General features: G+C 67.2%; 28 protein-coding genes. 6 read left to right on the top strand and 22 right to left on the bottom strand.

The features are described 5' to 3' along the window. The 6 genes from ACFVMC_RS15120 to ACFVMC_RS15095 form a co-directional block, all read right to left on the bottom strand. Window positions 1-840 (bottom strand): ABC transporter permease, encoded by an 840-nt coding sequence (locus ACFVMC_RS15120; RefSeq protein ID WP_379210531.1) that lies wholly within the window; start codon window positions 838-840, stop codon window positions 1-3. Further along, window positions 837-1,574, bottom strand: coding sequence for an ABC transporter ATP-binding protein (locus tag ACFVMC_RS15115; protein WP_379210529.1), 738 nt, complete (start codon window positions 1,572-1,574; stop codon window positions 837-839). The genes ACFVMC_RS15120 and ACFVMC_RS15115 overlap by 4 nt, the downstream gene beginning before the upstream one ends. Window positions 1,575-1,589: 15 nt before the next feature. Beyond that, window positions 1,590-2,111, bottom strand: coding sequence for a hypothetical protein (locus ACFVMC_RS15110; RefSeq protein ID WP_379210527.1), 522 nt, complete (start codon window positions 2,109-2,111; stop codon window positions 1,590-1,592). A gap of 64 nt (window positions 2,112-2,175) precedes the next feature. Then, a complete protein-coding gene (locus ACFVMC_RS15105; protein WP_379210525.1) occupies window positions 2,176-2,988 on the bottom strand; it encodes an SAM-dependent methyltransferase in 813 nt (270 codons plus the stop codon). 190 nt (window positions 2,989-3,178) lie between these two features. Continuing rightward, the gene (locus tag ACFVMC_RS15100; RefSeq protein WP_379210523.1) at window positions 3,179-4,246 is read right to left on the bottom strand and encodes a hypothetical protein; all 1,068 of its coding nucleotides are present in this window, start codon (window positions 4,244-4,246) and stop codon (window positions 3,179-3,181) included. Between the two features lie 228 nt (window positions 4,247-4,474). Beyond that, window positions 4,475-5,224 carry a hypothetical protein gene (locus ACFVMC_RS15095; protein ID WP_379210522.1) on the bottom strand — a complete coding sequence of 250 codons (750 nt, stop codon included), beginning with the start codon at window positions 5,222-5,224 and terminating at the stop codon, window positions 4,475-4,477. Between the two features lie 168 nt (window positions 5,225-5,392). Here ACFVMC_RS15095 and ACFVMC_RS15090 point away from each other — a divergent pair, with 168 nt between their 5' ends. After that, window positions 5,393-5,755, top strand: a complete 363-nt coding sequence (locus ACFVMC_RS15090; RefSeq protein ID WP_379210520.1) for a PH domain-containing protein — start codon at window positions 5,393-5,395, stop codon at window positions 5,753-5,755. Between the two features lie 24 nt (window positions 5,756-5,779). On the opposite strand, the gene ACFVMC_RS15085 is transcribed toward ACFVMC_RS15090, so the two are convergent. After that, window positions 5,780-6,718 carry an endonuclease/exonuclease/phosphatase family protein gene (locus ACFVMC_RS15085; RefSeq protein WP_379210518.1) on the bottom strand — a complete coding sequence of 313 codons (939 nt, stop codon included), beginning with the start codon at window positions 6,716-6,718 and terminating at the stop codon, window positions 5,780-5,782. A gap of 124 nt (window positions 6,719-6,842) precedes the next feature. Between ACFVMC_RS15085 and ACFVMC_RS15080 the strand changes: the two genes are divergently transcribed. Continuing rightward, complete coding sequence (locus ACFVMC_RS15080; RefSeq protein ID WP_379210516.1) at window positions 6,843-7,610, top strand: SDR family oxidoreductase; 768 nt, start codon at window positions 6,843-6,845, stop codon at window positions 7,608-7,610. A gap of 24 nt (window positions 7,611-7,634) precedes the next feature. Here the strand turns inward: ACFVMC_RS15080 and ACFVMC_RS15075 are convergent, their stop codons facing one another. Next, entirely contained in the window at window positions 7,635-8,798 is a 1,164-nt protein-coding gene (locus tag ACFVMC_RS15075; RefSeq protein ID WP_379210514.1) for a LuxR C-terminal-related transcriptional regulator, read from the bottom strand. A gap of 91 nt (window positions 8,799-8,889) precedes the next feature. Between ACFVMC_RS15075 and ACFVMC_RS15070 the strand changes: the two genes are divergently transcribed. From ACFVMC_RS15070 to ACFVMC_RS15060, 3 genes are read left to right on the top strand one after another with little or no spacing between them, the layout of a single operon-like run. Next, entirely contained in the window at window positions 8,890-10,344 is a 1,455-nt protein-coding gene (locus ACFVMC_RS15070; RefSeq protein WP_379210512.1) for an FAD/NAD(P)-binding protein, read from the top strand. Window positions 10,345-10,391: 47 nt separating this feature from the next. Further along, a complete protein-coding gene (locus ACFVMC_RS15065) occupies window positions 10,392-10,973 on the top strand; it encodes a hypothetical protein (protein ID WP_379210511.1) in 582 nt (193 codons plus the stop codon). Between the two features lie 40 nt (window positions 10,974-11,013). Continuing rightward, window positions 11,014-11,457, top strand: a complete 444-nt coding sequence (locus tag ACFVMC_RS15060) for a MarR family transcriptional regulator (protein WP_379210509.1) — start codon at window positions 11,014-11,016, stop codon at window positions 11,455-11,457. Here ACFVMC_RS15060 and ACFVMC_RS15055 read toward each other — a convergent pair. From ACFVMC_RS15055 to ACFVMC_RS14995, 13 genes are all read right to left on the bottom strand, one after another. Further along, window positions 11,452-12,606: an MAB_1171c family putative transporter gene (locus tag ACFVMC_RS15055; RefSeq protein ID WP_379210507.1), complete on the bottom strand. Its 1,155-nt coding sequence runs from the start codon at window positions 12,604-12,606 to the stop codon at window positions 11,452-11,454. The two genes, ACFVMC_RS15060 and ACFVMC_RS15055, sit on opposite strands and share 6 nt — an antisense overlap. Then, window positions 12,603-13,106, bottom strand: coding sequence for an ImmA/IrrE family metallo-endopeptidase (locus ACFVMC_RS15050; RefSeq protein WP_379210505.1), 504 nt, complete (start codon window positions 13,104-13,106; stop codon window positions 12,603-12,605). Before ACFVMC_RS15050 ends, ACFVMC_RS15055 begins: the two co-directional genes overlap by 4 nt. 22 nt (window positions 13,107-13,128) lie before the next feature. Further along, a complete protein-coding gene (locus tag ACFVMC_RS15045) occupies window positions 13,129-14,526 on the bottom strand; it encodes a cytochrome P450 (RefSeq protein WP_379210504.1) in 1,398 nt (465 codons plus the stop codon). 138 nt (window positions 14,527-14,664) lie between these two features. Beyond that, window positions 14,665-15,096 carry an uL11 family ribosomal protein gene (locus ACFVMC_RS15040; protein ID WP_379210502.1) on the bottom strand — a complete coding sequence of 144 codons (432 nt, stop codon included), beginning with the start codon at window positions 15,094-15,096 and terminating at the stop codon, window positions 14,665-14,667. A 48-nt stretch (window positions 15,097-15,144) separates the two neighbouring features. Continuing rightward, complete coding sequence (locus ACFVMC_RS15035) at window positions 15,145-15,645, bottom strand: hypothetical protein (protein WP_379210500.1); 501 nt, start codon at window positions 15,643-15,645, stop codon at window positions 15,145-15,147. A gap of 81 nt (window positions 15,646-15,726) precedes the next feature. Then, on the bottom strand, window positions 15,727-16,353 hold the full coding sequence (locus ACFVMC_RS15030) for a helix-turn-helix domain-containing protein (RefSeq protein WP_379210498.1): 627 nt from the start codon (window positions 16,351-16,353) through the stop codon (window positions 15,727-15,729). Further along, entirely contained in the window at window positions 16,350-17,684 is a 1,335-nt protein-coding gene (locus tag ACFVMC_RS15025) for a WD40 repeat domain-containing protein (RefSeq protein ID WP_379210496.1), read from the bottom strand. The genes ACFVMC_RS15030 and ACFVMC_RS15025 overlap by 4 nt, the downstream gene beginning before the upstream one ends. An 81-nt stretch (window positions 17,685-17,765) precedes the next feature. After that, window positions 17,766-18,554: a hypothetical protein gene (locus ACFVMC_RS15020; RefSeq protein WP_379210494.1), complete on the bottom strand. Its 789-nt coding sequence runs from the start codon at window positions 18,552-18,554 to the stop codon at window positions 17,766-17,768. Window positions 18,555-18,669: 115 nt separating this feature from the next. Continuing rightward, on the bottom strand, window positions 18,670-19,104 hold the full coding sequence (locus tag ACFVMC_RS15015; protein WP_379210492.1) for a bleomycin resistance protein: 435 nt from the start codon (window positions 19,102-19,104) through the stop codon (window positions 18,670-18,672). Window positions 19,105-19,138: 34 nt separating this feature from the next. After that, entirely contained in the window at window positions 19,139-20,374 is a 1,236-nt protein-coding gene (locus ACFVMC_RS15010; RefSeq protein WP_379210594.1) for a lipase family protein, read from the bottom strand. A gap of 144 nt (window positions 20,375-20,518) precedes the next feature. After that, entirely contained in the window at window positions 20,519-21,061 is a 543-nt protein-coding gene (locus ACFVMC_RS15005) for a dihydrofolate reductase family protein (protein ID WP_379210490.1), read from the bottom strand. 140 nt (window positions 21,062-21,201) lie between these two features. Next, on the bottom strand, window positions 21,202-22,419 hold the full coding sequence (locus ACFVMC_RS15000; RefSeq protein WP_379210488.1) for a cytochrome P450: 1,218 nt from the start codon (window positions 22,417-22,419) through the stop codon (window positions 21,202-21,204). Window positions 22,420-22,429: 10 nt separating this feature from the next. Then, complete coding sequence (locus ACFVMC_RS14995) at window positions 22,430-23,626, bottom strand: cytochrome P450 (protein ID WP_379210486.1); 1,197 nt, start codon at window positions 23,624-23,626, stop codon at window positions 22,430-22,432. Between the two features lie 216 nt (window positions 23,627-23,842). On the opposite strand from ACFVMC_RS14995, the gene ACFVMC_RS14990 reads away from it, so the two are divergent. Next, complete coding sequence (locus ACFVMC_RS14990) at window positions 23,843-24,907, top strand: neutral zinc metallopeptidase (protein ID WP_379210484.1); 1,065 nt, start codon at window positions 23,843-23,845, stop codon at window positions 24,905-24,907. On the opposite strand, the gene ACFVMC_RS14985 is transcribed toward ACFVMC_RS14990, so the two are convergent. Then, window positions 24,900-25,391: a hypothetical protein gene (locus ACFVMC_RS14985; protein WP_379210482.1), complete on the bottom strand. Its 492-nt coding sequence runs from the start codon at window positions 25,389-25,391 to the stop codon at window positions 24,900-24,902. The genes ACFVMC_RS14990 and ACFVMC_RS14985 overlap by 8 nt on opposite strands. Window positions 25,392-25,493: the final 102 nt, after the last annotated feature.

Raw genomic sequence — 25,493 nt, 5'->3', positions numbered from 1 at the left:
TCAGGCTGCGTCTGATTTGCTGAGTGTCGCTCTGCGATATACCGATATCCGGCGGACGAGGGGCGGTAGCACCGCTGTGAGAACAAAGAGCGCGACGGCGACGAGAACGAAATAGAGCAAAGACCCATTGCGGCCGAAGCGAGGCAGGAAGGCGACTTCCTGGCCGGTCGCGGCGACGGCGTTGAGAAACGGTGCGTAGGCCTGCAAGGTGTGCCCGCGGGGTAGCAGATTAAGGGAGTTCTCGCCCACATAGACCCAGAACAGCAGGACGGCGACGGCGGCGGACGGCGTGCGAATCACCGACCCGATCGCGACACCCACACCGCACGCGGCGAACGCATAGCACGGGACGGTCCAGAGGAACCGGATACCCGCGGCGTCCGTGATGTCCACCGCCCCATAGATTTGCGGGAACTGGTGCGGCAGCGTCACCATGACGACGACGAGCAGCACCGCTGCCGAGATCGCCGCGATGGTGCCGTAGTAGATCCACCGGGACAATGCCACCGTCCAGGATCGGGGGAACAGGAAAGCATTGAGATCGCTTGTCTGACCGCGCCATTGGCTGCCGTGGGCGTAGGCCGCGGTGACCATCATGACCGACACGGACAAGGTGATCACCCAGTACACCGAATTGGTGGTGGAGACCGTGGCCAGGTAGCTCTGTCCGGGGACAGCCGCGAGTCGTTCTGCGACAGCGGCGATTCCGAAGGTGACGACCAGCGGCAGCGCGAAGGTGAGGGGAACCGCGGCGGTCCACAGGAAGCTGCGTCCGGCGGTGCGGGTCCATTCGGCGGCGATGCCGCGGGAGATCGAGGTAGCCGGCCCGACATTGTTCACGAGGCGACGCCGGACACGACATCGGTGGGCAGCCCGGCGATTCGCAGATAGGCGTCTTCGAGGCTGGTCTCGCCCGGAGCGAGGGTGTCCATGACGTGAGTGAACGACTGGTCGGCCAGGACCCGCCCCTTCCCGATGATGACGATGTGGTCGGCGTTGCGTTCGACCTCGTCGAGCAGGTGCGTGGCAACCAGAACGCAGGTCCCGGCATCGGCGAGGCGGCGCAGCAGCTGGCGTATCCAGCGGATGCCCGCGATATCGAGACCGTTGAGCGGTTCGTCGAGCAGCAGGGTTCGAGGCTCGGACAGCAACGCGGCGGCGATGCCGACACGTTGGAGCATGCCGAGCGAGTAGTGCCCCAACCGGCGATCGGCGACGGGGGTGAGGTCGACGATCTCGAGGACGTCGCCGACCCGGCCGGTGGATAGTCCGCGGGCGCGGGCGATCCACCGTAGGTGCCGGCGTGCGGTGTGGCGTGGGTCGAAAGCTCGGTAATTGAGGTGCATTCCGAGCGACGGCGGTGTGCTGCGGTGGGCTCGGACGAGGGTGTCGTCGACCCGGACGGTGCCCGCGGTGGGCGCGATGACCCCGCAGATACACCGCAGCAGCGTGGTTTTACCCGTGCCGTTCAGACCGATCAGGTAGGTGAGTGCCCCGTCGGCGACGGTCAATCGAGGGACCTCGAGGACAGTTACGCCCGGGTAGCTCAGGGTGAGGTCACGGATGTCGATCACGGTGCTCGCAGCCGGTCAGAAATCGCAGGCCATCGCCAGCCCGACGGCCTTGATGCCCTCGCACACGGAACTGTTGGACAGCTTCCAGACACCATCGATACGCTTCCAGACCACGCGCGCAACGAGATCCGGCTGGCCCGCGGATTTGCTGCGCAGCATCGCGGTGTGCACATCGCCGTCATGGGTTTCGGGGCCGGTGATCTCGTTCGACCCGCGCGGAGCGCGATACCAGCCGATGTTGTAGAGGGTGCGCGCGACCACGACCGCCCGCATGCCCCCTTCCATATTGGCCGCCTTCGCCTCGTCGGAGGCGGGCGTTTCGATCAGGAAAGCGACCTGGGCGTCGAGATCCTCCAGGGTGGGGATCTCCCGGGTGACGAGGAACTGGCCGGGTGCGGCGGAAGTGACAGGGGCAATGACAAGCGAGGCGCCGGAGGTGATCACGGCGACCGTTGCGATCCGCGACACCACACCAGCGACAATTTTGAGGGTATTCATTTTCATCCTCTGATTCGACTGGGACAGCACCTGACGCACGCTCGAATGTGCAGGCGGCCAACAGATTGGCGTGTCCGAGACTACTCCTGTTCGTCCAGGATTCTCAGTGTTTGCGGCCGATGGCACCCAGCATGACCATTCGGGTCTCCGGCAGATCGGAACGTAGCCACTCCTGTACCGGCACCACACCGGGATCGAGCAACTCGAACCCGGTCAGGAAGGCCTCCGTCTGCGCTCGGGACCGGAAATCGACCTGCGCCGACGTGTCCTTCATATTGGTGAGCACCTCGAGTATTTCCGGGGCCGACTCGCTGGAGCCGTGGGTGATGGTGAGGTAGCTGCCCGGTGCCATCCGGTCACGGAGGGCGGCGATGATACCGGCGGGGTCCTCGTCGTCCATGACGTAGTGGAGCACGCTCACGAGCGTGATCGCCACCGGCTCGTCGAGGTCGATCAGGCCGCGGTGGCTCAGCTCATCGAGGAGGTCGTGCGGGCGGCGAACGTCGCCCAGCAGTGCCGAGATGCCTTTCGGTTTGGTCAGTAGCGCGTCGCAGTGGGCGACGACGACCGGGTCGTAGTCGACATACACCACCTGCGCCGACGGATCGATCTCCCGGGCTATCTCGTGCACATTGGGCGAACTCGGGATACCCGAGCCGAGATCGAGGAACTGACGGATGCCGACGGTGGCGGTAATCTCGACCGCTTTGCGCATGAAGCTCCGCGTGAACCAGGCCAACGTCTTGAGTTCGGGTGCGCTGGAGAGCATTCGGCGGGCCATGTCCCGGTCCGAGGAGTAATTGTCCTTGCCGCCCAGCAAGTAGTCGTACAACCGGGCGGAATTCATCTCCTCGGTATCGAACGGGTGCGGCGTCCGATTGATCTCCGGCGCAGGCCTTTCAATTTCATCGACCACGGGTGTAAGGGTAGCCGACCACCGGGTCGAGTGCGCGTTTCTCGGGGGATCAACCTGTGTACGCAGCGCTGGCGGACGGGTTGTCCCAGGTCGGCGCCGCTTCGGCTCGCCGAAAGCGGCCGCTGTGGTCAATCATGTTCCGGCACAAGATGATCCGGGAGTCGGCAGATCCGCCCGTCTGCCGTCGTGATCACAGTTCGGTGCCGGCCAGCGCGACCGCATGTGCGACCGCGGACTGCGCTCGGTCGACGGTCGTATAGCGCCCTAGACCGCAGGGCGCGGCGACGTCCACCGGGCCGCCGTAGGCGGCCTCCGCCGCCGCCAGTCCCTGTCGTGCTTGCTCGAGCGGCTGTGCCAGGTGCGCGAGCCCGGCGACCAGACGCGTCGCGGCAGGCAATTCCAGACGTGCGAGCGGCGCGTAGTACCGCGGTCGCACCGGCGCTTGTTTGCCGTCGCCGATGGGCAGATGGACGAAATCGAGATGCCTGCCCGCCGGCCAGTATCGCGCTATCGCGTTGGCCAGTGCGACGACTCCGGCTGTCGACCTCGGAGCGACGACCGGTTTGTCGTCGAGGCTCCCGTAGCACAGGTGCACTCCGAAACGGGCATCGTGGGGCGCCTGTGCGACGAGGCGCGCGAGTGCCCTACCTGCCGCGGCGGCCAGGCCCGCGCGCAGGCCGACGGGTGCCCGCGCGCAGAGGAGTGTCTCCGCGGCCAGCTCGAGCTGGAAGACGACATTGTCTCCCAGCGTCTCGTGAATGCGGACGATCTCGCGGGCGGTGGCGTCGACGATCGGGCGGTAGTACGGGAAGTTGCGGTCGCCACGGCCGACAGAGCGCCTCCGCCACACCAGCATTCGTGCTTCGAAAGCGATGAAGCCGATGACGAACGGTGTCGGTATGCCCACCTGCAAGCGAAGTCCGGGATCGGTGCGGCGCATTTCGGCGAGCGCCTCGAGCGCGCGCTCTGTCTCCGCCGTGTAGCCGAGCGCGGCGTCGATATCCGCTTCGCCCAGCGATCGGCCGGCGCGGAGCCGAAAGGTGTTGCGAGAACGCAACGTCGACCAATCACCGCGGCGCACCGGTTCCAGCGCCGGGACGTCGTCGAGCCGATCTATGATGGGTCTGATGTACCACTGGGCGCGATACGGATCCGCTTCCCCGCCGGGAACCATCCCGTCCAGAAACTCACCCGCCGTGTCGACAGCGAACGCCATCGCCTTCTCGGGAGTGTCCAACTGAGCGGGCAAACTGCCCACGAAGTGAATCCTACGATTCGGCTGCACGGCGTCAGTGTCGCACACGGCTGTGCGACAGCGGCCGGTATTTGGTCTGCCATGGCATTGGCGCAGGTTGCTCTCACGTCCGGGCTGCTCCAAACACGATGCCCGACCCGACGGCCTACCGGTCGTGAGCCGGAAATCCGCTTGGGAGGCATGACCTCGGCGAATCGTCATCGGCCCGCTGCCGCGAACAGCCCCGATATCCTAACCGTCGAGCAGGACGGGCAGTTCGTTCAAGGCCGCGAAGCTGATGGAATTGAGATACCCGATGACCTGGCTCGCCTGCTCACTCTCGGGAATCGCGAGGTCCAAGAGGGGGCCGGCTTCCTCGTCGAGGATGATGAGGCGGAAGGAGATCGCGAGCAGCTTCGCCAAGGACCCTTCGAAGCCATGGCCGATGAACAGCATCTCGAAAACCTGGTCCCCGGTGAGTATTTCACCAGTCGGCCATTGCCGGACAGGGGCGACTGGGGACTCGAAGAAGGTCCGGCTCGCCGCCCGCGCCTCGGCCGCCTGACTACCGTCCCAGTCGAAATAGTCCCACCCAGCTTTGAATTCGGTACCCGCGCCCCCCGCGGTGAGGTCATCGGGCAGCATTGACAGCAGCATTTCCTCGGTAGCGAGGTCGAGGGGATAGTTGACCCGGCCGTAACAGCCGAAGCCGCTCTGTCTGTCGTTGTTGGCTGGGCAGGCTAGGCAATCGTCGACGAAGGCGTCGAGCTGGGCCGCTTGCTCGAGTGCTTTGGTGACGCTCGACTCGACTTTCACCGTGCCCGTCGGGCGCGTCACCATGTTCCTGAACGTCATTCTGCGCCACGGCCTTCTGGCGTTGTGCCGGTGTTGGTCAAGCGTGAACATCGCCGCACCTCGCAGGATGAGCAGTTCGAGGATCTTTTCGGTGCCGAGCGCCTGCTTCGGCCGACACGGCAGGTCGACGACGTAATCTAGAGCCACGCCGTCACCCTAACCAGCAACCGCGACCGACGCGTTCTCACGGTCGAGTGGCTGAAGCTGTCGGGAGACATGACCCAGGAGGTTGGCGGCCGGTTGTGACGGCCGACGATGGATCTCGGTGTGTACGGACCGGCGGGTCGGCTGCTGATCTGGAATACGCTGGTACACATGAATATTCCACATGATCAGCGCGATCAGCTGAACAAGATCCAGGAAGGGTTGATACCGGGCGAGAGCATCATTGCCGTGTACGACGCGGTCGGTGTCGGCACCGGATTCCTGGGACTTACCGATCGTCGCGTTGTCATCCAGGACAACTCGTTCGTAGGCAAGAAGATCGCGATCACCAGCATCCCGTATGCCCGGATCAGCAGCGTGAGCATCCTCACCAACAAGTCTTTCGCGGGCCGGTTCTTCTCCTCCGGCCATATCGCCATCAGCACCGGCCACAACACCTACGAGGTGGAGTTCCGGGGCGACGAGAAGACCCAGCACGTCCACAACGTGATCCTGCACTACATCACGCAGTAATCCGACGAGTGTCGTGCCTTCGCTTCATGTGTCGATATGGAACTCGACCCAGAGCGGGTAGTGGTCGGATATGCGGAAGGAGGTCTGGGTGCGGGTGAGGGTGGGGTAGCAGTGCGGGAGGAAGTCGAAATGGCCCGCGCGTTGGGTGTAGGTGAGGTTGGTGAGCAGGCTTTCGTCGTCGGGGGTGCTGAACCAGGCGATCTGGTCGTAATAGTTGGTGGTGTTGTCGTTGCCGAAGATGGTGCGGTCGACGGTATTGAGCTCGGTCGGGGCCCAGAGGCCGGTGGAGACGAACGCGTCGAAGAGGGGGTCGCCGAGGCGGTCGAGGTTGAAGTCGCCGAGTACGAACAGGTTGTCGTTCCAGTCGTTGGGGCGATCGTTCCAGTCGCGCATCCACTGGGCGAAGGCGGTGAGCTCGGGCAGGCGGTCGCTGGGGTCGGCGCCCCAGAGGATGTGGACGGTGGTGAGGATGAACTCGACGTCGGCGCGGGTGAAGCTGGCGGCGTAGGGGGTGCGGACGAATTGGCGGGCGGGGTCGCCCGCGGCGGGTGGGAGGACGATCTCGCCGACGAGGCCGGAGGGTTGCACCCGGGTGCTGTCGTAGAGGTAGGCGAGTCGTTCGCCGTTGGTGTCGTTGTCGCCTTCGGTGACGTCGGAGGCGATCGCGCGCCAGTCGGGGCCGAGCCGGGCGAGCAGGAAGCGCAGGGCGTTGGTGTTGCGCTGGAGTTCCTGCACGGCGCAGACATCGAAGGCGGCGATCACCTGCGCGATGAGAGTGATTGCGCGCCAATCCCGTTTGGGTGAGTCGCTGCTGGTGGCGTTCCAGGACGGCGTCAGGTTGCCGAACTCGCGCAGGTTCCAGGTGCCGATGATCAGGTTGGCGTCCGTGCGCGCGGGCACGACGTCGGAGACCGCGGAGCGCAGTCGGGCGGCTTGGGCGGTGACGTCGGCGGGGATTGCCATAGCGTAATTGCATCACAGAGTTGCGGCGGTGTCGCCGAGTCGGTCGGACAACTTTCGGCAACCATCGACGATGATGGTTGCGGACCTGGGGAAACTCGAGATCGCAACCGGAAGGATTCGGCGAATGGTTGACCTGACCGGGAAGACAATCCTCGTGACCGGTGCGGCGCGGGGGATCGGCGCGGCCACGGCGCAGCAGGCGGTCGCGGCGGGCGCCAACGTCGTCATCGCCGATGTGCTCGACGACGAGGGGCGGGCCACCGCCGCGCAGCTGGGCGCGCGGGCGCGCTATCAGCACCTCGACGTCACGTCGGAGCCGGATTGGGCCGAGGCGCTCGCGGCGGCGCAACGCGAGTTCGCGACGACCGTGCACGGGTTGGTCAACAACGCGGGCATCTCGACTGGCGAACTCATGGCGAACGAGTCGCTGGAGCATTTCAAGAAGGTCATCGAGATCAATCTGGTCGGGGTGTTCCTCGGGATGAAGACCTTCATCCCGGCGTTGAAGCAGGCCGGTGGCGGGTCGATCGTCAATGTGTCGTCCGCGGCCGGGTTGATGGGGTTGGCGTTGACCGGCAGTTACGGTGCGTCGAAATGGGGCGTGCGCGGGCTGTCGAAGGTCGCGGCGATCGAGAACGGTACGGACCGCGTTCGCGTGAACTCGGTCCATCCCGGGATGACCTATACGCCGATGACCGCGCAGGTAGGGATCCAGCAGGGTCCGGGCGGCTATCCGAACACGCCGATGGGCCGGGTGGGCGAGGCGGCGGAGATCGCGTCGGCGATCGTATTCCTGTTGTCGGATGCCGCGACGTACATCACGGGTGCCGAGCTAGCGGTCGACGGCGGCTGGACCGCCGGACCGACTGTGAAATACGTTATGGGACAGTAGTACTCACGTGTTCCGGTGGTCGGTTCAGTTGTGCTCGACGCGGACTGTGTTGCGCGCGGCGAAGGGTTCCTGGAACTCGGTGAACAGCAAGGCGACCAATTCGCCTCGGCTGCTGACCCCGACCTTGTCGAAGATCGCCTTCACATGGTCGCGGACGGTGTGCGCGGACAGGTGCAGCTGGGCGGCGATGTCGGCGGTGGCCAGGCCGCGGGCGACGAGTTCGACGACCTCGAGTTCGCGCCGAGTCAATTCGTAGGCGGCGGTGACCAATTCGGCGACCTCGGAGGGTTTGGCGGGTTCGATGACCAGTGCGGTCGAGCTGTCGGAGCCGTCGGCGGCGCGCAGGCAGGAAGCGTGGCAGACCAGCCACCGGCCGGTGACGGTGCGGATCCGGATGCGGGCGCTGCCGCCGGTCACGCGGGCACGGCCGGCCGTGCTGAGAATCCACACCGGTAGGGGGAGTGCGATGCCCAGCGGGGTGGTCGTGGTCGGCCCCGGCGGCATCTGGGCGAGCAGGTCGCGGGCTTCGTCGTTGAGCGACACCAGATTTCCGCCGGCGTCGAAGAGCAGCATCCCGGGCGCTGTCGTCGCGTCCTGGGGAGCCGGGGGGTTCGACGGCTGCACGAACGACCGGATCCGCTGGGCGAGCGGCGTGGACAACGCCGTGACCAGCGCGATGTCGGCCGCATCGAAATCGGCGCGACCGCGTTCGCGGAACAGGCTGAGCTGCCCCCAGGACTTGCCGTCGACGCGGAACACCGCACGCAGTTCGTCGGCGAGCCCCCGGGGCCGCATGAAGTTCTGGTAGAGCGGGCTGCGCCCGGGTTCGCCCCCGGTCGCGGCACGCAAACCCGCGACCGGGACCGGCGCCGCCGCCAGATCCCGGAACCGGTTGACATGCTCGGCGAGCAGCTCTGATTCCCAATAGGTTCCGCAGCCGCCCTCGTGCAGGTTCTCCACCCGCACCGGGGCGGTGGTCAGTCCAGTGGTCGGATCGGTGACCACCCACACCGCGGCGTCGAACGGTGTGAGACGGCGCAGGCGGGTGGAGGCGTGCGCGAACAGGGTCTGCGCGTCGGCCGCGCCCCCGATGTCGTGCCGCAGCGCGTCGACCGCGTGGCGAGTGGTCATGACATCGATCTTGCCGGGTGCGGTGGACGTCGTCGATCCCTCAGGTGCGGGGGGCATCGCGAAATCCCCTGTTCGGGGGATGGGGCCGAACGTCGCGATCGGTGACGCTGGTAGCCGCACCGGACGGTGCTCGGAGAGGAGTTACGCCATGCGGATCGGAATTGTCGGGGCCGGAGCGGCCGGGGTCGGGTTGCTCGACGCACTCGCGGCGACCGGCGCAAAGCCCGGCAGCATCATGGTGTTCGACGGCTCGCCGGCCGTGTGGCGCGGCCGGCCGTATCAGCCCGACGCCGAGGCGGTGCGGGTGAACGCGCCGCCCATGATCATGTCGATCCGCGCCGGAGATCCGACGCATTTCCAGCGGTGGCTGGCGGCGCAGGCCGACGTCGACGGGTATCTCGACGCATCGCTGGGGCAGATCCTGGTGCCGCGGGCACGCTACGGTGACTATCTCGAGGAGACGGCGCGAGCGGCGATCAGCGGCTTGCGCGCGGCAGGTTGGCGAGTCGGTGTCGTCAACGCCCATGTCACCGGGTTCGCCGGAGCGGGTGGCGCGGCGGTGCTGCGAACCGAGTGCGGTGATCGGGTGCCGGTGGATCGCGCGGTCCTTGCGGTCGGAAGTGGCCGCCCGCGTGATCATTACGGTCTCACCGGTGCGCCCGGCTATGTGAACGAGCCGTACCCGCTGGCCCGAACCCTGGGCAATATCGCGCCGCGAGCGCATGTGGGCGTCATCGGCAGCGGGCTGACGGCCATCGATATCGCCGTGACGCTGGCGGCGAACGGGCACGCGGGTCCGATCAGCTTCCTATCTCGCAGCGGCACACTGCCTTTCGTTCAGAAGCGCCCGGTCCGGCTCGAACTGCGACACCTGCGACCCGATGTCCTGCACGCGGCCGCCGAGCGCGGCGGCGTCACGTTCGGCACGCTTGTCGAGCTGATGCGCGCCGAACTCGAGGAGCTCGGACAGGATTTCGACGCGTTTGCCGCCGAAATCGTCGGATCAGAGGCTCCCGCCGACCGCCTGCGTCGCCAGCTCGCGGAAGTGGACTCCCCACAGCACGGTTCGCGCTTGCTCACCATGGCGATTCGGGTGGCCGGGCCCCTCGCCTGGCGCCTGCTACCGGAATCCGATCGAACCATGTTGCGGGAGCGGCATTTCCGCAGCATCAACAGCCTCAGCTCACCGATGGTTCCGCACAACGCCCGAACAGTGCTGAGCCTGCTGGATTCGGGACAGCTGCGGTTGCGCCCGGGAGTCACCAAGATCGAGGACCACCCCGGCGGCGGCTTCACCGTCGTCGCCGGTGGCACCGACCGGCGCGTCGATGTGGTGGTCAATGCCGTCAACCCGCCCGCGTATACGACCCCGGCGGACACCCAGCCGCTGATCAGCGCGCTGCTGGCGAGCGGCGCCGTCGACCTGCGATCGGGCGGGGGTATCCCGGTGGACCGCGCCACCCGTGCGCCCGTGGTCCGGGGCCGCCCGGATGCGACCTGGCACGTGCTGGGCAACCTGGCCGCCGACTCGATGTTCATCGCGACGAACCCGCCCGGTCTCGCGGCAGAGGCGCAGCGCCTGGCGGGCATCCTGACCGCGTAGAAGCCGGACATAGCCGAGGGATCCGTTGTCCTGGATACTATTTCGTTGTGCTGTCGCAGTTGGTGGGAACGCTGAGCGGGGTGGTGATCGGTGGCGCGATCACCTTCCTCGCCTCCTATGTGAACGAACGGTCCAAGTGGAGCCGGAGTCAGGCCGCGCGGTGGGACGAACGCCGATTGCAGGCGTATTCGGACTTCCTCATCGTCACCCGGGGCATGCACACGCTGGCCGCGCGGGTGGTGCGGATCCGGTCGGGTGAGGCCGATCCGCACGGAATGACGTTGCAGGAGGGCGTCGTGCGACTCGGCGAACTCGAACAGGAGCGCATCCAGCGGTGGCAGGAGGTGCAGTTGCTGGGCAGTCCGAACGCGGTGGCGATCGGTGATCAGCTGAACCGCGGCACGTGGGCCATCGAGTGGTTCGCGTACGGCAAGCTGACCGGCGACGCCGACTGGCTGCTGATCATCCGGGAGGCCTACCGGCTGCGCAAGGAGTTCAGCACCGCGGCGCGTGAGGATCTCGACGTCGTCGAAGCGGGTGTCGCCGTCCCGGAATGGCGGGATTCGTGGACACCGCACGACCATATGACCGAAGTCCGGCAGCGGGCCCAGGCGTTGTCGCCACCGTAGCCTCGGCCGCCTCGCCGGTGGTCACCGTTAGAATGCGCGCGTGACTGCTGAGGCGGACGTACTGCACATGTTGCTGCTCGGACGTCGGCTGCTGGAATTGGCGCGGCAGGCCATCCGGGAGCCCACCGATGACGTGGTCGGTCCCGCCGCCAAGAACGTGCTCGAGGAGCTGACCTTCCGGCCGGGGTCGTCGGTCGAGGAGATCGCCGACCGAATCCGGGTGACCCCGGCCGAGGTGTCGGAGATCCTCGCGGACGAACAGCTGCGGAGCTGGGCCGAGCTCGTGCCGGACCCGGACGATCCGCAGCGGATCCTGGTGTGGCCGTCCGCGGAGCTGCTGGTCGAGACCGAGCGGCGAGTCCGTCGGCCCCTGGACACCGAATTGGCCGACAGCGTCCCGGATCCGGCCCAGCGGCGGCGCTGCATCGAGATGCTGGCCGAACTCGCCGACCTGATGCTGCCCGGGGAACCGGAAGGTCTATGACCGGAGCAGCTCCCGCTGTAGCTCCGATCCCGTCACCTCGCGCCGCCAGATACGCGCGAGCTCGACCAGTTCGGCCAGTTCGGCGGCCAGGTCGCGGCGCGCCGAGGTGGCCGTGAAGCGGCCGGGGCTCGACGCCCGCGGCGGCTGCCCGCTCCGTTTCGCGCCGATCGCGGCCGAAATCCGGTGCGCGTAGGTTCGGAGATCGCCGTGCATGTCGTCTTCGGGCACATACCGGTGCAGGCGAACCAGGCAATCCCGGATCTCCATGGACATGCGGTGCAGTTGGCTGATCGAATCGGTGGTGGGTCGTTCGAGGACGACCTCGGGGTAGACGCGGGTCAGATCGCGCCACAGGGGCCGGATGGCCCGGCAGTGCCGTCCCGGTCGATCCCATCCGGCGCGCACCACGACAGCCCCGAGCAGTGGAACGGTCAGGATCGCGGCTCCCACGATCAGAGCGATGAACGCGCTGAGCGCTTTCGACTGCATCGAGGGATCTCGTGCGGGGGAGTCGGTGAGCACCGCCGCGACCGTCTGAGCCGGCAGATAGACCGATTCCAGTGCGAGAACGCCGAAGTAGGCCAGCACGACGAGATAGATGGCGATCTCACGGACGGTGTTGTCGCCGCTGCGCAGCTCGATGACCATGATGCGGATGATCGCCAGTGAACTCGCGCCGAGTACGGAGTAGTAGGCGAGCCACACGATGATCGCCGGCCAGCCGTGATACTCGTCGATCAGCATGCCGTGCGCCCGGGCGGGGGTGCCCGCCGCGAGCATGACGGCGATGGCGATCAGCGCCGCGGCATCGTAGCGGCGCTGGCGGCGCCACACCGTGGATTCGTCGGTCGGGGACGTGGCGATCCGCGCCATCCCGAACAGGCACATGATCGAGAGCAGCAGCGGACCGAACGATGCCTGCCGGGCCAGGTCGATCACGTACGCGTCGTCGAACATCCACAGCGCCGCGGCGATGGCCCGCTGCACGGTGTCGTTGCGGAGCAGATCGCAGAGCAGCCCGAGCAGCAGCGCCCGGCTCGCCAGCCGGTCCAGGATGGTCTGGGCGACAAGGAGATAGCGGCCGATCAGCACCAGGGCGACGAACCCGAAAACCGGCCACTGCACGGCGGCGGGGATCGCCGAGGTCATCGGTGCCGCGTCCGGAAGAAGGTGCGGCGCGCGGCCGAGGGACGCCGCCGCGGCAGGGCGGCCTGGACCATCAGCAGGTCCGCGAAGGTCTCCGCGGCGGTCTCCCGGTCCGAGCGGTAGTCGTTGCGGGCCAGGACATGGTGGATCGCCTCGGGCGCCAGATCGGGCATGAGCGTGTGCAACGCGGAGTGGTCGGCGGGATCGGCATCGTCGTGGTGCAGGAGCATATGGCCGATCTCGTGGGCGATCACGTGATCGGCGTGCCATTCGGTGTCCGCCGAATACAGGACGATGTCGCTGTCGGTCGTCTTGATCCACAGGCCGCTGATGTTGGTCGCGCAGCCGATGCCGGACAGCAGGGCCGGATCCCCGAGTGGGTGCAGGCGGATCGGCCGCCCCCGGAACCGCGCGACCGTGGCGACGAACGCGTCGCGATCCCACGGATAGGGGATGTCGATGTACCGCATCAGGTGTGCGAAACGCTCTGCTGTGTCGGTCATCGAGACCGCCTCCTCGCGAAACTCAGGGAGCCAGGGACGAGTTCCGGGACCGCAATCGCATTCTCAATCCCGTCGGTTTGAGGGTGACCAGTTCATCGACCGCGAGCCGGTACCCCGGGTCGGGTTCCAGGTCGAAGGTGTGCAGCAGGTAGGCCAGGGTCAGGGTGATCTCGTGGATGGCGAACTGGCGTCCGATACACGACCGCACGCCGATTCCGAACGGCTTGTAGGCGGCGGCCGGGCGCTGCTGGGGCGCGTCCGGTGCGAATCGGTCCGGATCGAATCGGTCGGCGCCGACGCCCCAGGCGTCTTCGTCACGGTGGATGGCCAGCAGGTTCACATAGACGGACGCGCCGCGGCGGATGCGGTATCCGCCCAGCTCGGTGTCCTGCTTGGGCCGCCGGAAGAACCCGCCCGCGACCGGCCACAGGCGCAGCACCTCGTCCACGACGTGCCGCAGGTAGCGCAGCTTCGCCACCTGCTCATAGGTGAGAGTCGCCGGGCCGCCCTCGGTGACCGCGTCGATCTCCTGCCGCACCCGGGTGATGATCTCGGGCCGGTCGGCCAGCAGGTGCAGCGCGAAAGTCAATGTGCCGGCGCTTGTTTCGTGCCCCGCGATCAGGAAGGTGATGATCTGATCGCGCACCACGGTCCGCGACAGCAGCTGCCCGGATTCCGGGTCCAGCGTTTCCAGCATGTGCCGCAACAGATTCGGTGGCTCGACAGCGTCGGGCCGATAGCCGTCGATCATGTCCTCGGCGATACGGTGCAGTTCGGCGACATCACGCCGATTGCGCTGCCGGGCGGCGCGGCCAAGGGTGGCGTCGAGGAGTCCGATCGCGACCGGGCGGCTGGCATAGCGCAACACGTCCAGCATCCGTGTGACGACCGGCAGGGGCCGCTGGGCGAGACCGTCGAATCGGTGCCCGAATCCGGCCCGGGCGATGATCTCGAGCGTCAGCGCGTTCATCTCGGCCGCGACATCGACGGGGCCGTCGCCGCGTTCCCAGGCGCGGACCGCTTCGCCCACCACATCCAGCATGACCTGGTGGTAGAGCCCCATCGCCGCGCGGGTGAAGCCCGGCACGAGCACGCGATGCGCGGCGCCCCACTGCGGTTCATCGGTGGAGGCGACGATCAGCCCGGTCCGCGCGACCGCGCGCAGACGCCGGATCGGCGGCCCGAATTCCTTCTCCCACAGTGACTCCGACTGCACCGCCGTGGCGAGCTCGGCACTGTTGATCACCACCATCCGGGTCGGGCCGAACCGCAACTCGTAGATCGGGCCGAGGTCGCGCGCGAGCTTCGCCATCGACTGCACGGGTTTACCGGAGTCGAGCGCGAACACGTCACCGAGGACCGGAAGCCGGCCGGGCGGAGACGGAAGCGTGCGGTCGCCGGCGGCGCGAGAGTTCGACACGGTCGAAATCCTAGGCGTGAACCTCGGTTCGGCTCCACCGATCAGTCCGTATTCCGGTGCCGCGCGCGGACAATGCCGAGGTGCCACAATCGACGGCGGGCATATGCTGTGGCGTGTCACAAAATGCCGCAACGGTCGTCAACCTGCGATGCGCACGCCCATCGACCGCGCCGTCCCAGCGACAATGCGCATCGCGACCTCGACATCGCCGGTGTTGAGGTCGGGTAGTTTGCGCTGCGCGACAGCCCGCAACTGATCCTCGGTCAAGGTCGCGACACTCTCATGGCCGGGCCGGCTCGCGCCGCGCGTCAGCCCGGCCGCCGCGCGGATGAGCGCCGAGGTCGGCGGCGTCTTCAACCGCATCGACCACTTGCGATCCGGGGTGAAGGTGATCACCGCCGGAATGATCTCGCCCCGAAGGGAATTGGTGAGCGCGTCGTACTCTTTCTTCACCTCGAACGGCGGAATCCCGGTGGGTCCCAACATTTTGCCGAGCTCGGCGATCGAGGAATTCCCGGCGTCGAGGTGTATGGTCACCGAACGCGCTTGCTTGCCCATGGTTTTCGACATGGCTCAACGCTAGAAATTGACGTTACGTCAAGGTCAAGCCCGCGGTGGCTAGTCGAGCCGGTGTGCCAACAGCTTGTAGCCGTCTGCCGGGTATTCCGGTTGGCGTGCGCTGGGTTCGGTTTCCAGGAACCGGAACCAGACGACGTGGCGTTCGCTGGTGATCACGCAGAATGCGATCGTGCCCGCGACCGCCTGGGCCGACTTGTAGGCGAAGGGCTTCTCCCGTGCGGCCGCGATACTCTTGCAGGCCTCGGTGTCCGGAGCTTGTTCGTGCGAGGCGGTCGGAGCCGCTCGGATATCGGCCACCGTGCGGACCGTATTGTCCGGCCATTCCCCGCATCCGTACCTCAGTTCGGCTCCCGAGCGCTGTTGGTTCATCTCGCTGGATTCCTGCCACACCCGCATCGCGTCGAAATCGATGAACGTGTAGATCTTCTCGTCGCATTTCGGCTTCGGAACCTCCAGCCTGCTGCCACTGCTGCTGTCGGGATCACCACAGCCGGTAACAGCGAGTAGCGGTGCGATCAGGGCTACGGCGATTCGCTTCATATCGGATGATCTCCTCGGTGTCGTGAGTGTTGGTTGCACTACACACCGAGGTGGGTTCACTGCGAGTTCACTATGAACTGTTCATTGTTCAACGATGGGCGTGAACTGCCGGTTCGCTGAGTCGCTGTTCGGCACCTCGAGCAGTGTGCGGGCCGCGTCCGCATCGCGCGCCATGGTCGCCGCACCGTCGACCAGTTGTCCCCGGTTTCCGAGGCCGGTCCATCGGCCGATCATGGAACGACCCAAGGGTTGGACGATGAAGTACATGCTGCCGATCGAGCGCGGCGAGTCGTCGTCTGCGGCATACCATCCGGTGAGTATCTCGCTGTGCCAGAGGCGAAGTTCGCCATGCCACCGGAATCCCCCGCTGTCGGCGACGACGCCGGGGGTGGCGGTGTCGAGTTCGACGTGGGATCCGCGGTGCCGCAAGACCACCTCCTGCGTCGTGACGATCTCCTCGCCGTCCTGGTGCGCCTGCCATGCGGCCCACCACGCACCCGTCAGGTCGATCTGCCGGGTGGAGGTGGCGACGAGTTCATCCAGGCCGATTCGCAGCACCGCGGCCAATTCGACGGCCAGTGACAGGGTCGGCTCGGACTCACCGGATTCGTATCGGTGCAGTTCCGTTTCGTCGATACCGAGGCGACGCGCTACTTCCTGGGCCGGAAGCCCCAAGGCTTGGCGTCGGCGGGCGAGCCGTGTGTTCACGTCCATTCCGACAGGTCCCAGATCCGGAGTCGCTGTTCGTCGCCACCGGTAGCGACGAACAGCCCATCGGCGCGGAAATCGATGCTGCGGATCGGTGCTCGATGCGCGAGCGTGGCCACGTGCGCGAACTGTCCGCCGGCCCGCCACAGCTGGACGGCGGGCGTGGCGGCACATGCTGTCGCCAGCAGATCGCCACGAGGGCTGAAGCGGACGCAGCGCACGATTCCGCTGTGCTGTATCGACGTGATCGGACGGGGGTTGTGCAGGTCGGTCGTATCCCACAGCTGGACGGTCGCCTCGTCGCCTCCCGCGGCGAGCAGGCGGGCGTCGGGACTGAAGGCGATCGTCCGTATCGCGCCGCGCTGCCCCTCGAGGGTGGTGAGGTGGGTCGAATTCGCGGTGTCCCACAGTCGGACGGTGCGGTCTCGGCCGGTGCTCGCCAGGTATCTGCCGCCGGGATGAAAGACGACCGCACGGACGGGGCCGGTATGGCCGGCGAGAGTGCGCGTGAGGGCGGGACGAGACGGATCGTGCAGGTCCCAGATATGGACGCGGTGGTCGTCGCCCGCGGTGGCCAGTGCGAGTCCATCGGGACGGAAGGCGGCCGACCAGACGGTATGGGCCTGCGGTGCGAGCGTGGCTACGTGTACCGGCCGATCGCGGCGGGCTATGTCCCAGAGTCGGGTTCGACCGTCGTCACCTGTGGTCGCGAGCAGGGTGCCGTCCGGATGAATCGCCAGTGACCACACCACGTCGGTGTGCCCGATCACCGTGGCAACGGGCGAGTGCGGCACGGCGATATCCCAGATGCGAAACGTGCGGTCGGCGCCGGCGCTGATGAGCTCGGTGCCGTCGGGGCTGAATCTCGCCGTGTATATGGCGCCCTCGTGCCCACGGAACCTGGCGTCGTCGGCAACTGTGGAGCGATCCTTCTCTAGCACAAGGGGATTCGCCGACAACGCGCCGCGCTGCCGCTGTCTGAACCGCGCATCGTCGACACGCTCGAAACCTGTTCTGAATCCGGCCACCACCCGGCCGGGATCGAGATCGGAGGACTTCGCCGCGAGATCGGCCAGGTGCTGAACGATCCGGCCGAGGGCGTAATCGTCGTTCGGTACCGCCGCGCCGATGAACCAGTTCCTGACCCTGGTGTGGCTGGGATGTCTTCGACCGCTCGGCGGGCGCGGCGGAAACCCCACCACGGCCAAGCTCTCGTACGACGGATTCCGGGCAAGGAGCCGCAGAATCGTCAACTGCTCGGCAAGCGATTCCCGCGAGTGGATGACCGAAGGATCCAAGCCGGCCACGTCGCGTCCCGATACCGCGTCCACAAGGTGGAATCGTAGCCGATCCGACGGTGTGCGCTGAATCTTGCGGATTCGGCGGACTTTTGGTGGCGACGCAGTAGTCGGCTAACCCACCGGATGCTCCGGCTCGGCTTCCACGATCTCGAGCCGGGCGGTGACGGCCGCGGCGCGGTCGCGCAGGGCGCGGACCCGGGCTTGGATGCGCTGTGCCTGCGGGCCGGGGTCGACGGTCACGACGGTCACGCCGAGGGCCTGGGCGGTCGCGATCAGACTGTGCTGTACCGCGGGCTTCTGGGCGAGGATCGAGGTCGCGTACATGCCCGCGTCGAGGGTCTTCGTGCGGCCGAGCATGCCGGTGTAGACGATCTCGGTGGCGACCATGGTCGCCGGGTCGGCCTGTTCCATCGACGCCAGCAGGACCGTGGACAGGCCCTCGCCGATCTTGGTGAGGGCCCATTTGCGGCCGGGCACGGGCGGGAGCAGATCGCGGATCTTGTCCACCTCCTGCTCCAGCGAGCTGGTGGTCATCTTCAGAAAGGCGTTGTGGCAGCGAATTTCGACGACTTTCTCCCACGGGATGTCCTGGCCGTCGAAACCCACTGTCTCCGGGCCGAATCGGATACCGCCGAGGCTGATCAGCCCGTCGAGTACCTTTCCCACCGGCTTGGGGGTGTTCTCGAATCCGGCCTTGATGAGGCTACCGAGCGAGTGCTCCCATACCTCGGGCGTCGGAGCCTGCGGCTCGGGCAAATTGTCCAGCGCGCGGCGGGCCCACTCCCGCTCCACCGCGCGCTCGCGGGCATTGCCCACCGCGACCATCCCCGCGGCCACCGCGTTGCCCGCCCGCTGCCCGACCGCGCTGCCCAGACCGGTGACCTTGTCCCGGATCCCCATACTGTCGCCTCCCTGGTGAAACTCCAGAGCATCATAGGGGCAGCGGGCCCGCTGCTGTGGAAACGATTTGTCGCGGTGGGCAATGCCCGCGTCCACCCGCGCCGCGAACGCACGCTCAGTCGGGATTCCCGAACCTCAGCAGATTGTTGTCCGGGTCCATCAGAGCGAATTCGCGGAAGCCCCAGGGTTTGTCCTCGGGCGGGCTGAGGCGGGCCAGGCCGGTGCCCGCGTTCCAGCGGCGGCGCAACTCGGACTCGGTGCACGGTGGGTCGCCGGAATCGGTGGGCCAGACGCCGGCGGTGTGGAATTCGGCGTGGATGCCGTCCACGTCGTCGACCGGGATGAAGATCATGCCCGCGGCGTGCCAGGGGTCGTGCTCGGGTGTGGCGGTGTAGTGCAGGTGGATGGCGTTACGGCGCACGAAGGCGTAATCGGCGCTGTAGGACTCGGTTTCGAAACCGAGTCGGTCGAAGAAGCCGAGTGTCGCGGTGAGGTTCCGCGACGGCAGGATCGGCACGGCAGGACCTTCGCGACACTCGCCGGTGGACATGCCTTCGATGCTAGCGGTCCCGCCCCGAGCGGCCTCAGCAGTTGCTCGGGGCGGGTTCCCCGCGGAACCTGGCATCGATCCAGGCGAGTGCGGCGGGGGCGCCGAGGACGGCGGTGCTGAGATGGTCGGGGCTGGGGTAGCGTTCGGACAGGACGCGTACACCCGCGGCGCAGTAGCGGCGCACCGTGTTGTCGATGGAATCGACGGGGATCAGCGCGTCCTGGGGTGCGTGCCATTCGTAGATCGGCGCCAGGGGGATGCCGTCGTGCAGTTCGAGGCTGTTGGCTTCCACCACTCGGCGCGCCTGCGGATCGGCGACCAGCGAGGTCGACTTGGCGAGGTCCATGACGCTGCGTCCGGCCCCGGCCATCAGGATCTCGTTGGTGCAGCCGTTGGCGATCCGGCTGCGGATCGCCAGGCCGGCGGAATTCATGTGCTCGCTGATCGGAAGTTGCTGCGGGTATTCGCGTTCGAGTCCGATGGCAGCGGCGAGCGCCAGCCCGAAGACCGGGTGCCGCTGATATCCGAGACCTTCGATCATCTTCACCAGATTCATCGGCACGCCGCCTTCGGCCGCGCCGACCACACGCAGTTCCGGGGCGTATTCGCGTTGCAGCGCGGCGGCCCACGCGGTGGCCATGCCGCCGCCGGAGTAGCCGAGCAGGCCGACGGGGCTGGTGTCGAGCCCGAGTTCGGCGACCCGCTGCGCGGCGCGCACACCGTCGAGGGTGATGAGCCCGCCGAGCCGCGCGGCGCCGTAGGCGGCGTTGGGGCCGAGGTGGTCGGGCAGCGCGACCGACCAGCCGCGCAGCAGGAAGACGTTGAGTACCGGCGCTTCCTTGACGAACAGGTTCGGGTCCTGGGTGTAGAGCACGTGCGAGACCGCGCACTGGGTCCCGAGGCCGTTGATGATGTGCTGATAGGACAGCAGCGGCGCCCCGGGCCTGTGGTTCATCGGGGTGAGCACCGTCGTCGTCGCGGCGATCGGCGCGCCCGCGGAATTGGTGGAGCGGAACTTGATCAGGGTGACGCGCGCACCGGGGAACATGAACAGCGGCGGCATCGGCCGCGTCGCCAGCACGTCGCCGGGCGCGGCGGACGCGAGGTCGGCCGGTGCCTGATAGAAGGGGTCCGGGTCCGGTGCCGGGTAGAGCGGTTCGGCCCCGGCCGTGCCGGCGCCGAGTAGCACCGCGGTGACCACTCCCAGCGCGGTGAGCAGCGTGAATCGGGATGCGGACGTGAAGCGACGAACGGCGGACGTTCGCACGATACCTGACCTCCGAGGCCGATAGTTAGCTGAAAGTTTGCTGTCCGATTATCGGTGGGTGGTCCAGTGGCCGAGCAGGACACGCCGATCCCGGTGGAGAGTGTTACGTCAGCTTCACCAGGATCGGCCCCGCGGCCATCGCGCGACCTAGGCCGGGCCGTACGCGAGGTGCACGACGCCGTTGTCGTAGACCTCGGTCTGCTTCAGCGCGAGCTTGGTGGTGGCCTCGTCGGACCAGAAGCGCGCGCCGGTGCCCAGCGCGACCGGGTACACGAACAGGTGCAGGTCGTCGACCAGGCCGTCGGCGAGCAGGGCACGCACCAGGGTGCCGCTGCCGGAGATGTAGACGACGCCGTCGGTCTCGTCCTTGAGCTTGCGGATGGCGGCGGCGTCGTAGCCGCCGAGCAGGGTGGTGTTGGCCCATTCCACGGCCGGCGTGGTCGCGCCGACGACGTACTTCTGGGTCTCGTTGAAGAAGGGGGCGCCCGGATCGTCCTCGACCGTGCGGGTCGACCAGGCGGGGGCGAACATCTCGAAGGTGTTGCGGCCCAGCAGAATTGCCTTGGCCTCGCCGGTGATCGCACCGAGCGTCTCGCCCATCTTCGGGTCGAAACCGTAGTCGAAGGTCCAGCTCGGATCCTCGTAGACGCCGTCGATGCTGATGAACTCGTGAACCGCGATGCTACCCATGGTGGTGCCTCTCTCTGCTTCGTCGTGGCTTGCTGAACTGAAGACGACGCACCTGCCCGAAACTCATCGGCGCAATTGTGCGCCGAGATCGGCCCGCGATGTCGCGAATGGGCGGATCTCGGCGCACCAACCGGGAACGATCAGCGCCCGACATGCACCGGGAGTTCGCGATGCCCATTGGAGATGAAGCCGATGACCGGCGCGATCTCGGCGGGGTCGACAGCCAGGCGCAGGGCCGGGAAGCGGTCGAAGAGGGCCGGGAGCGCGATCGCGGCTTCCAGACGGGCCAGCGGAGCGCCGATGCAGTGGTGGGCGCCGTGCCCGAAGGCCAGATGGTCCTTCTTGATTCGCGTGACGTCGAAGGTGGGGGCGGTCGGGCCGTGCAGTCCGGGATCGCGGCCCGCGGCGGCGTAGGAGGCGAGGATGGCCTCGCCCGCGGCGATCCGGACCTCGCCGATCTCGATGTCCTCGACGGCGTAGCGCAGCGGCAGATGGGCGACGGGGGACTCGTAGCGCAGCGTCTCCTCGATGACATCGTCCCAGGTGGCGCGGCCGGCACGGACCGCGGCGAGCTGCTCGGGATGGGTGAGCAGGTTGAAGATGGCCTGATCGAGCAGGTTGACGGTGGTCTCGTGGCCTGCGTTGATGACCAGCATCAGGGTGTCGACCATCTCCTTCTCGGTCAGTCGCTCACCGTCCTCGTCGCGGGTGGAGATCAGGACAGTGGTCATGTCGTCGCCGGGCTGCTCGCGGCGCAGCGTGACGAGTTCGCCGACCAGACCGAACATTTCGATGTAGTTGGCCTGGGCGGCATCCGGGGTGATCTCGGTATCGAAGAAGCGGGCGACGCAGGTGCGCAGCGCGGGCTCCATCTCCTCGGGCACACCCATCAGCTCACAGATCACCTGGATCGGCACCGGATAGGCGAAACCCTCACGCAGATCGACGCTTTCCCCCGCCGGGGTCGCGGCGATGGCGTCGAGCAGCTCACCCACCAGCGCTTCGATCCGCGGGCGCAGCGCCGCGGTGCGGCGGTGGGTGAAGGCGGGCGAGACCAGCTTACGCAGCCGACGATGATCGGCGCCGTAGGCGGTGAACATGTTGTCCACCGCGACCCAGGCGAAAAGTGGCCAGTCCGCGGTGATTTCGCCCTTCATGAACGAACCCCAGTGCTGGGCCGCGTCTTTGGACACTCGCGGATCGGCGAGCAGCCGCTTGAGCAGGTCGGCATCGGTCACCGACCAGGCGGGCACCCCCATCAGTTCGACCCGCGTCACCGGACCGCGTGCGCGGATCCGCTCGTTCTCACCTTGAATGTCGATGCCGGTCAGGTCGAGCGCAAGCGGTTGAAGACTCACAGTTGTTCTCCTACAACACATTCAACGGTGGACTGGCGGGGAAGGTCACGGGAAGCGCCGCCAGCGCCCGATGGAAGAACCCAGGGCGCCAAGATAGTTCATCCGCTGGCACCGCCAACCGCAACTCGGGCAGGGCGTCGAGCAGCTGGTCGACCGCTTCCTGCGCCACCAGCGAGGCCACCAGCCTGGCTGGGCAGGCGTGCGGGCCGACGCTCCACGCCAGATGCGAGCGATTGCCGATCCGCTCGCCGCCGGCGATCGCGGGATCGTTGTTGCAGGCCGCGAAGCTGATCATGACCGGCTGATTCGCCGGCAGCCACACATCGCCGACGGCGATCGGCTGACGCGGGTAGGAGATACCGAAATTGGCCATCGGCGGATCGTTGAACAGCACCTCGTCCAAAGCGTCACGGGTGGACATACTTCCGCCCAGCACATCACCGGCGAAGCGGTCGTCGGTGAGGATCAGCCGGAGCGTGTTGATGATGAGATTCTGCTGCGGTTCGATTCCCGCGCCGTAGATGCTGATGATGTTGTACAGCATCTCGGTCTCGTCGAGTGCGGCGCTGTGTTGCAGCAGCCGGGTCACCATGTCGTTGCCGGGTTCGCGGCGCTTGAGGGCGATGAGGTCCATCAGGGCCGCGCTGAGCATGGTCATGCCCTGTGCCGCGTTGTCGCCGACGGAGTCGAAGAGCATGGCCATGCCGGCGGCCACCCGCTGCCCGATATCGGCGGGGCAGCCCAGCATCTGGTTGAGTCCGGCGAAAACCAGCGGGAACGCGTACTGGGACACCAGGTCCACCTCGCCGCGTTCACAGAAGGTATTGATCAGCGGGATGGCGTCGCGCTCGACGATGGCGTGCAGCGCGTGCAGATCGATACCCTCGATGGCGCTGACATTGGCCTGCCGATAGCGCAGATGCGCGGGGCCGCTGTTGCGCAACACATTCGGGTACCACATCATCATCGGCTTCACTGGGCAGTCATCGGGAATCGTGTCCTGCCAGGCGCGGGGATCGGCCGGGAAATGCTCCGGGTCGTTGAGGATCCGGACCGCCTCGTGGTATCCGATCACCAGTGTCGCCGGCACGCCCGGTGCGAGCTCCACCGGGGCGAAAGCGCCGTGGATGCGCCGCAATTCGCGGTAGTTGCGGTGCGGATCGGCCGCGAATGCCTCGGAGTACAGGGGGAATCGCGGTCCCTGCACGGTTGACGGACCGATCGCCCACGGGAGCGTAGTCTGCGGGCCGGATAGGCGCGAACTGACCAAGGCTGAGACTCCTGACGCGGTCGGGGATGGAACACGCGCGCGTGACGCGCACATGCCCTGACACCCTAGGGCGGATGACGCCGCGGCGAACAGTCGGAGGGGCGTCGCCGGACGGGGGCTGCTCCGAATCGGCCGCTGTACTAGGATTGCGCCATGCAGTGGGGGAGGGGTGGGCCGCCGCCGAATGCGCCGGGCGGGCAAGGTAATGCGTGGCAGTCGCCGTTCGCCGCCGCGGCGCCTCGAAACCCGCCGCCGCCCAGGGGCTCGCGCGGCGTGATCGTGCTGATCGTCGCGCTCGTGGTGGCCACGATCGCGGTCGGCGTCGGCGTGTACCTGGTGTCCGGCAGCGACTCCCGCTCCTCGGACCAGGCCGACGTTACGGTACGTCCTACGCCCACAACGATTTCGAGCACTCAGCTCACTCCGTCGCCTACCACCACGACCCGGACTGCGATCCCCAGTTCCACCGTCCCCAGATGGACGAAACCGGTCGAGCCGCAACCGGTCCTGGCGCTCGGCGACAATCCGCTGTTCAGCAAGACCACCACCGGATTGATCAGTTCTCCGTGCAACCTGCCCGGCTGGGGCGCCGACATCACGTCGGCGAAGTCGTTCTTCATGACGGCGTCGGGCTGCGCCGGGAAGATGTGGCAGAACCTGCTGACCAACGACAACGGCCTGCCCTACGCGCCACCCACGGTGCGCGTGCTCGAGCCGGGCGGTGCTGCCCAGACCAACTGCACCGGCGCGACCGCGAACTTCTCCGCCTTCTACTGTCCGACCGACAAGACCATCGTCCTGCCGACCGGCAACCTGCAAACCGGGAAGTACGGCAATAATTGGGGTATCTACCTGGCCGTTTTCGCACACGAGTACGCCCACCACGCCCAGGAACTCGCGGGGATCACCGCGAAGATGAACCAGGAGCGCGCCGCCGCCGGGGCGCGCACGGCCCGCGGCCTCGAGATCTCGCGGCGCTACGAACTACAGGCGCAATGCTTTTCGGGCATGTTCATCACCGCGCTGGTCGCCGCCGGGTCACTGACCGCCGACCAGGCCCGCGCCGTCATCGGTGACCAGTACGGGCGCGGCGACGACGGGGAGATGAGCGACCACGGCTCCAACGAGCACTACGGCGCCTGGTTCGAGCAGGGCTACAAGCACAATCGCGTCGCCCAGTGCAATACCTGGACCGTGAGCGCCGACCAGGTCACCTGAGCGGGTATCGGCGACGGCCTTCGCCCGCGGCCGGATACGGCTGCGCGGCGCTGATCTCGGCGATGAGGTCGGTCCAGGCGATCGCCAGCGCGCCCAGCCGCAACTGGGTAGCCCGGAGCCGGTACGCGTCCACCGGCGCGCCCGCGACACACTGCCGGTCGGCGGCGATCTGCGCGGCGGCCATCTCGTCGGCGAGGCCGCCAGGAGAGCGGGGCGGCCCGCTCCAGCCCGGGCGCCCCGGGAGATTCACCGCTATCCAGCGGTCGATCCGCGTGGCGAACTCGTGCCGCAAAGCCGATATCTCACACGGGCTGCCGGGCTGGACCCGATGCAGCGCCGCGAGCGCCGCCGCCATGATCAGGACGAGATGAGCGCCCGGCGCCCGCCCGGCACGGCAGTGGAAGGCGCGGGCCATGTCCCGGTAGGTCGGCAAACCAGCCGGAACAGGCGGATATTCGACTGGGAACACGGCAGAACGTGGCATCACGTGTCTCCCTCCTCTGCAACCGGTCGGCCGGTAACAGCATGCGCCCGTGCGGATCCGGCGCACCGAGCCCCGGAGGGAAGTTCGCGTGACGTTCACCTT

The sequence above is a fragment of the Nocardia sp. NPDC127579 genome, assembly GCF_042672005.1.
In the GTDB taxonomy this organism is placed as follows: Bacteria; Actinomycetota; Actinomycetes; order Mycobacteriales; family Mycobacteriaceae; genus Nocardia.
This window is presented reverse-complemented; position numbering and strand designations above follow the sequence as displayed.

Bases quoted from the DNA above. Each gene is read 5' to 3' on its own strand.
- ACFVMC_RS15050 (WP_379210505.1), bottom strand. From the start codon at position 13,106: ATGACCGACACAGCAGAGCGTTTCGCACACCTGATGCGGTACATCGAC.
- ACFVMC_RS15015 (WP_379210492.1), bottom strand. From the start codon at position 19,104: ATGTCCACCGGCGAGTGTCGCGAAGGTCCTGCCGTGCCGATCCTGCCG.
- ACFVMC_RS15075 (WP_379210514.1), bottom strand. From the start codon at position 8,798: ATGCCCCCCGCACCTGAGGGATCGACGACGTCCACCGCACCCGGCAAG.
- ACFVMC_RS15085 (WP_379210518.1), bottom strand. From the start codon at position 6,718: ATGGCAATCCCCGCCGACGTCACCGCCCAAGCCGCCCGACTGCGCTCC.
- ACFVMC_RS15040 (WP_379210502.1), bottom strand. From the start codon at position 15,096: ATGTCGAAAACCATGGGCAAGCAAGCGCGTTCGGTGACCATACACCTC.
- ACFVMC_RS15090 (WP_379210520.1), top strand. From the start codon at position 5,393: ATGAATATTCCACATGATCAGCGCGATCAGCTGAACAAGATCCAGGAA.
- ACFVMC_RS15080 (WP_379210516.1), top strand. From the start codon at position 6,843: ATGGTTGACCTGACCGGGAAGACAATCCTCGTGACCGGTGCGGCGCGG.
- ACFVMC_RS14985 (WP_379210482.1), bottom strand. From the start codon at position 25,391: ATGCCACGTTCTGCCGTGTTCCCAGTCGAATATCCGCCTGTTCCGGCT.
- ACFVMC_RS14990 (WP_379210484.1), top strand. From the start codon at position 23,843: ATGCAGTGGGGGAGGGGTGGGCCGCCGCCGAATGCGCCGGGCGGGCAA.
- ACFVMC_RS15055 (WP_379210507.1), bottom strand. From the start codon at position 12,606: ATGACCTCGGCGATCCCCGCCGCCGTGCAGTGGCCGGTTTTCGGGTTC.
- ACFVMC_RS15005 (WP_379210490.1), bottom strand. From the start codon at position 21,061: ATGGGTAGCATCGCGGTTCACGAGTTCATCAGCATCGACGGCGTCTAC.
- ACFVMC_RS15020 (WP_379210494.1), bottom strand. From the start codon at position 18,554: ATGGGGATCCGGGACAAGGTCACCGGTCTGGGCAGCGCGGTCGGGCAG.
- ACFVMC_RS15070 (WP_379210512.1), top strand. From the start codon at position 8,890: ATGCGGATCGGAATTGTCGGGGCCGGAGCGGCCGGGGTCGGGTTGCTC.
- ACFVMC_RS15035 (WP_379210500.1), bottom strand. From the start codon at position 15,645: ATGAAGCGAATCGCCGTAGCCCTGATCGCACCGCTACTCGCTGTTACC.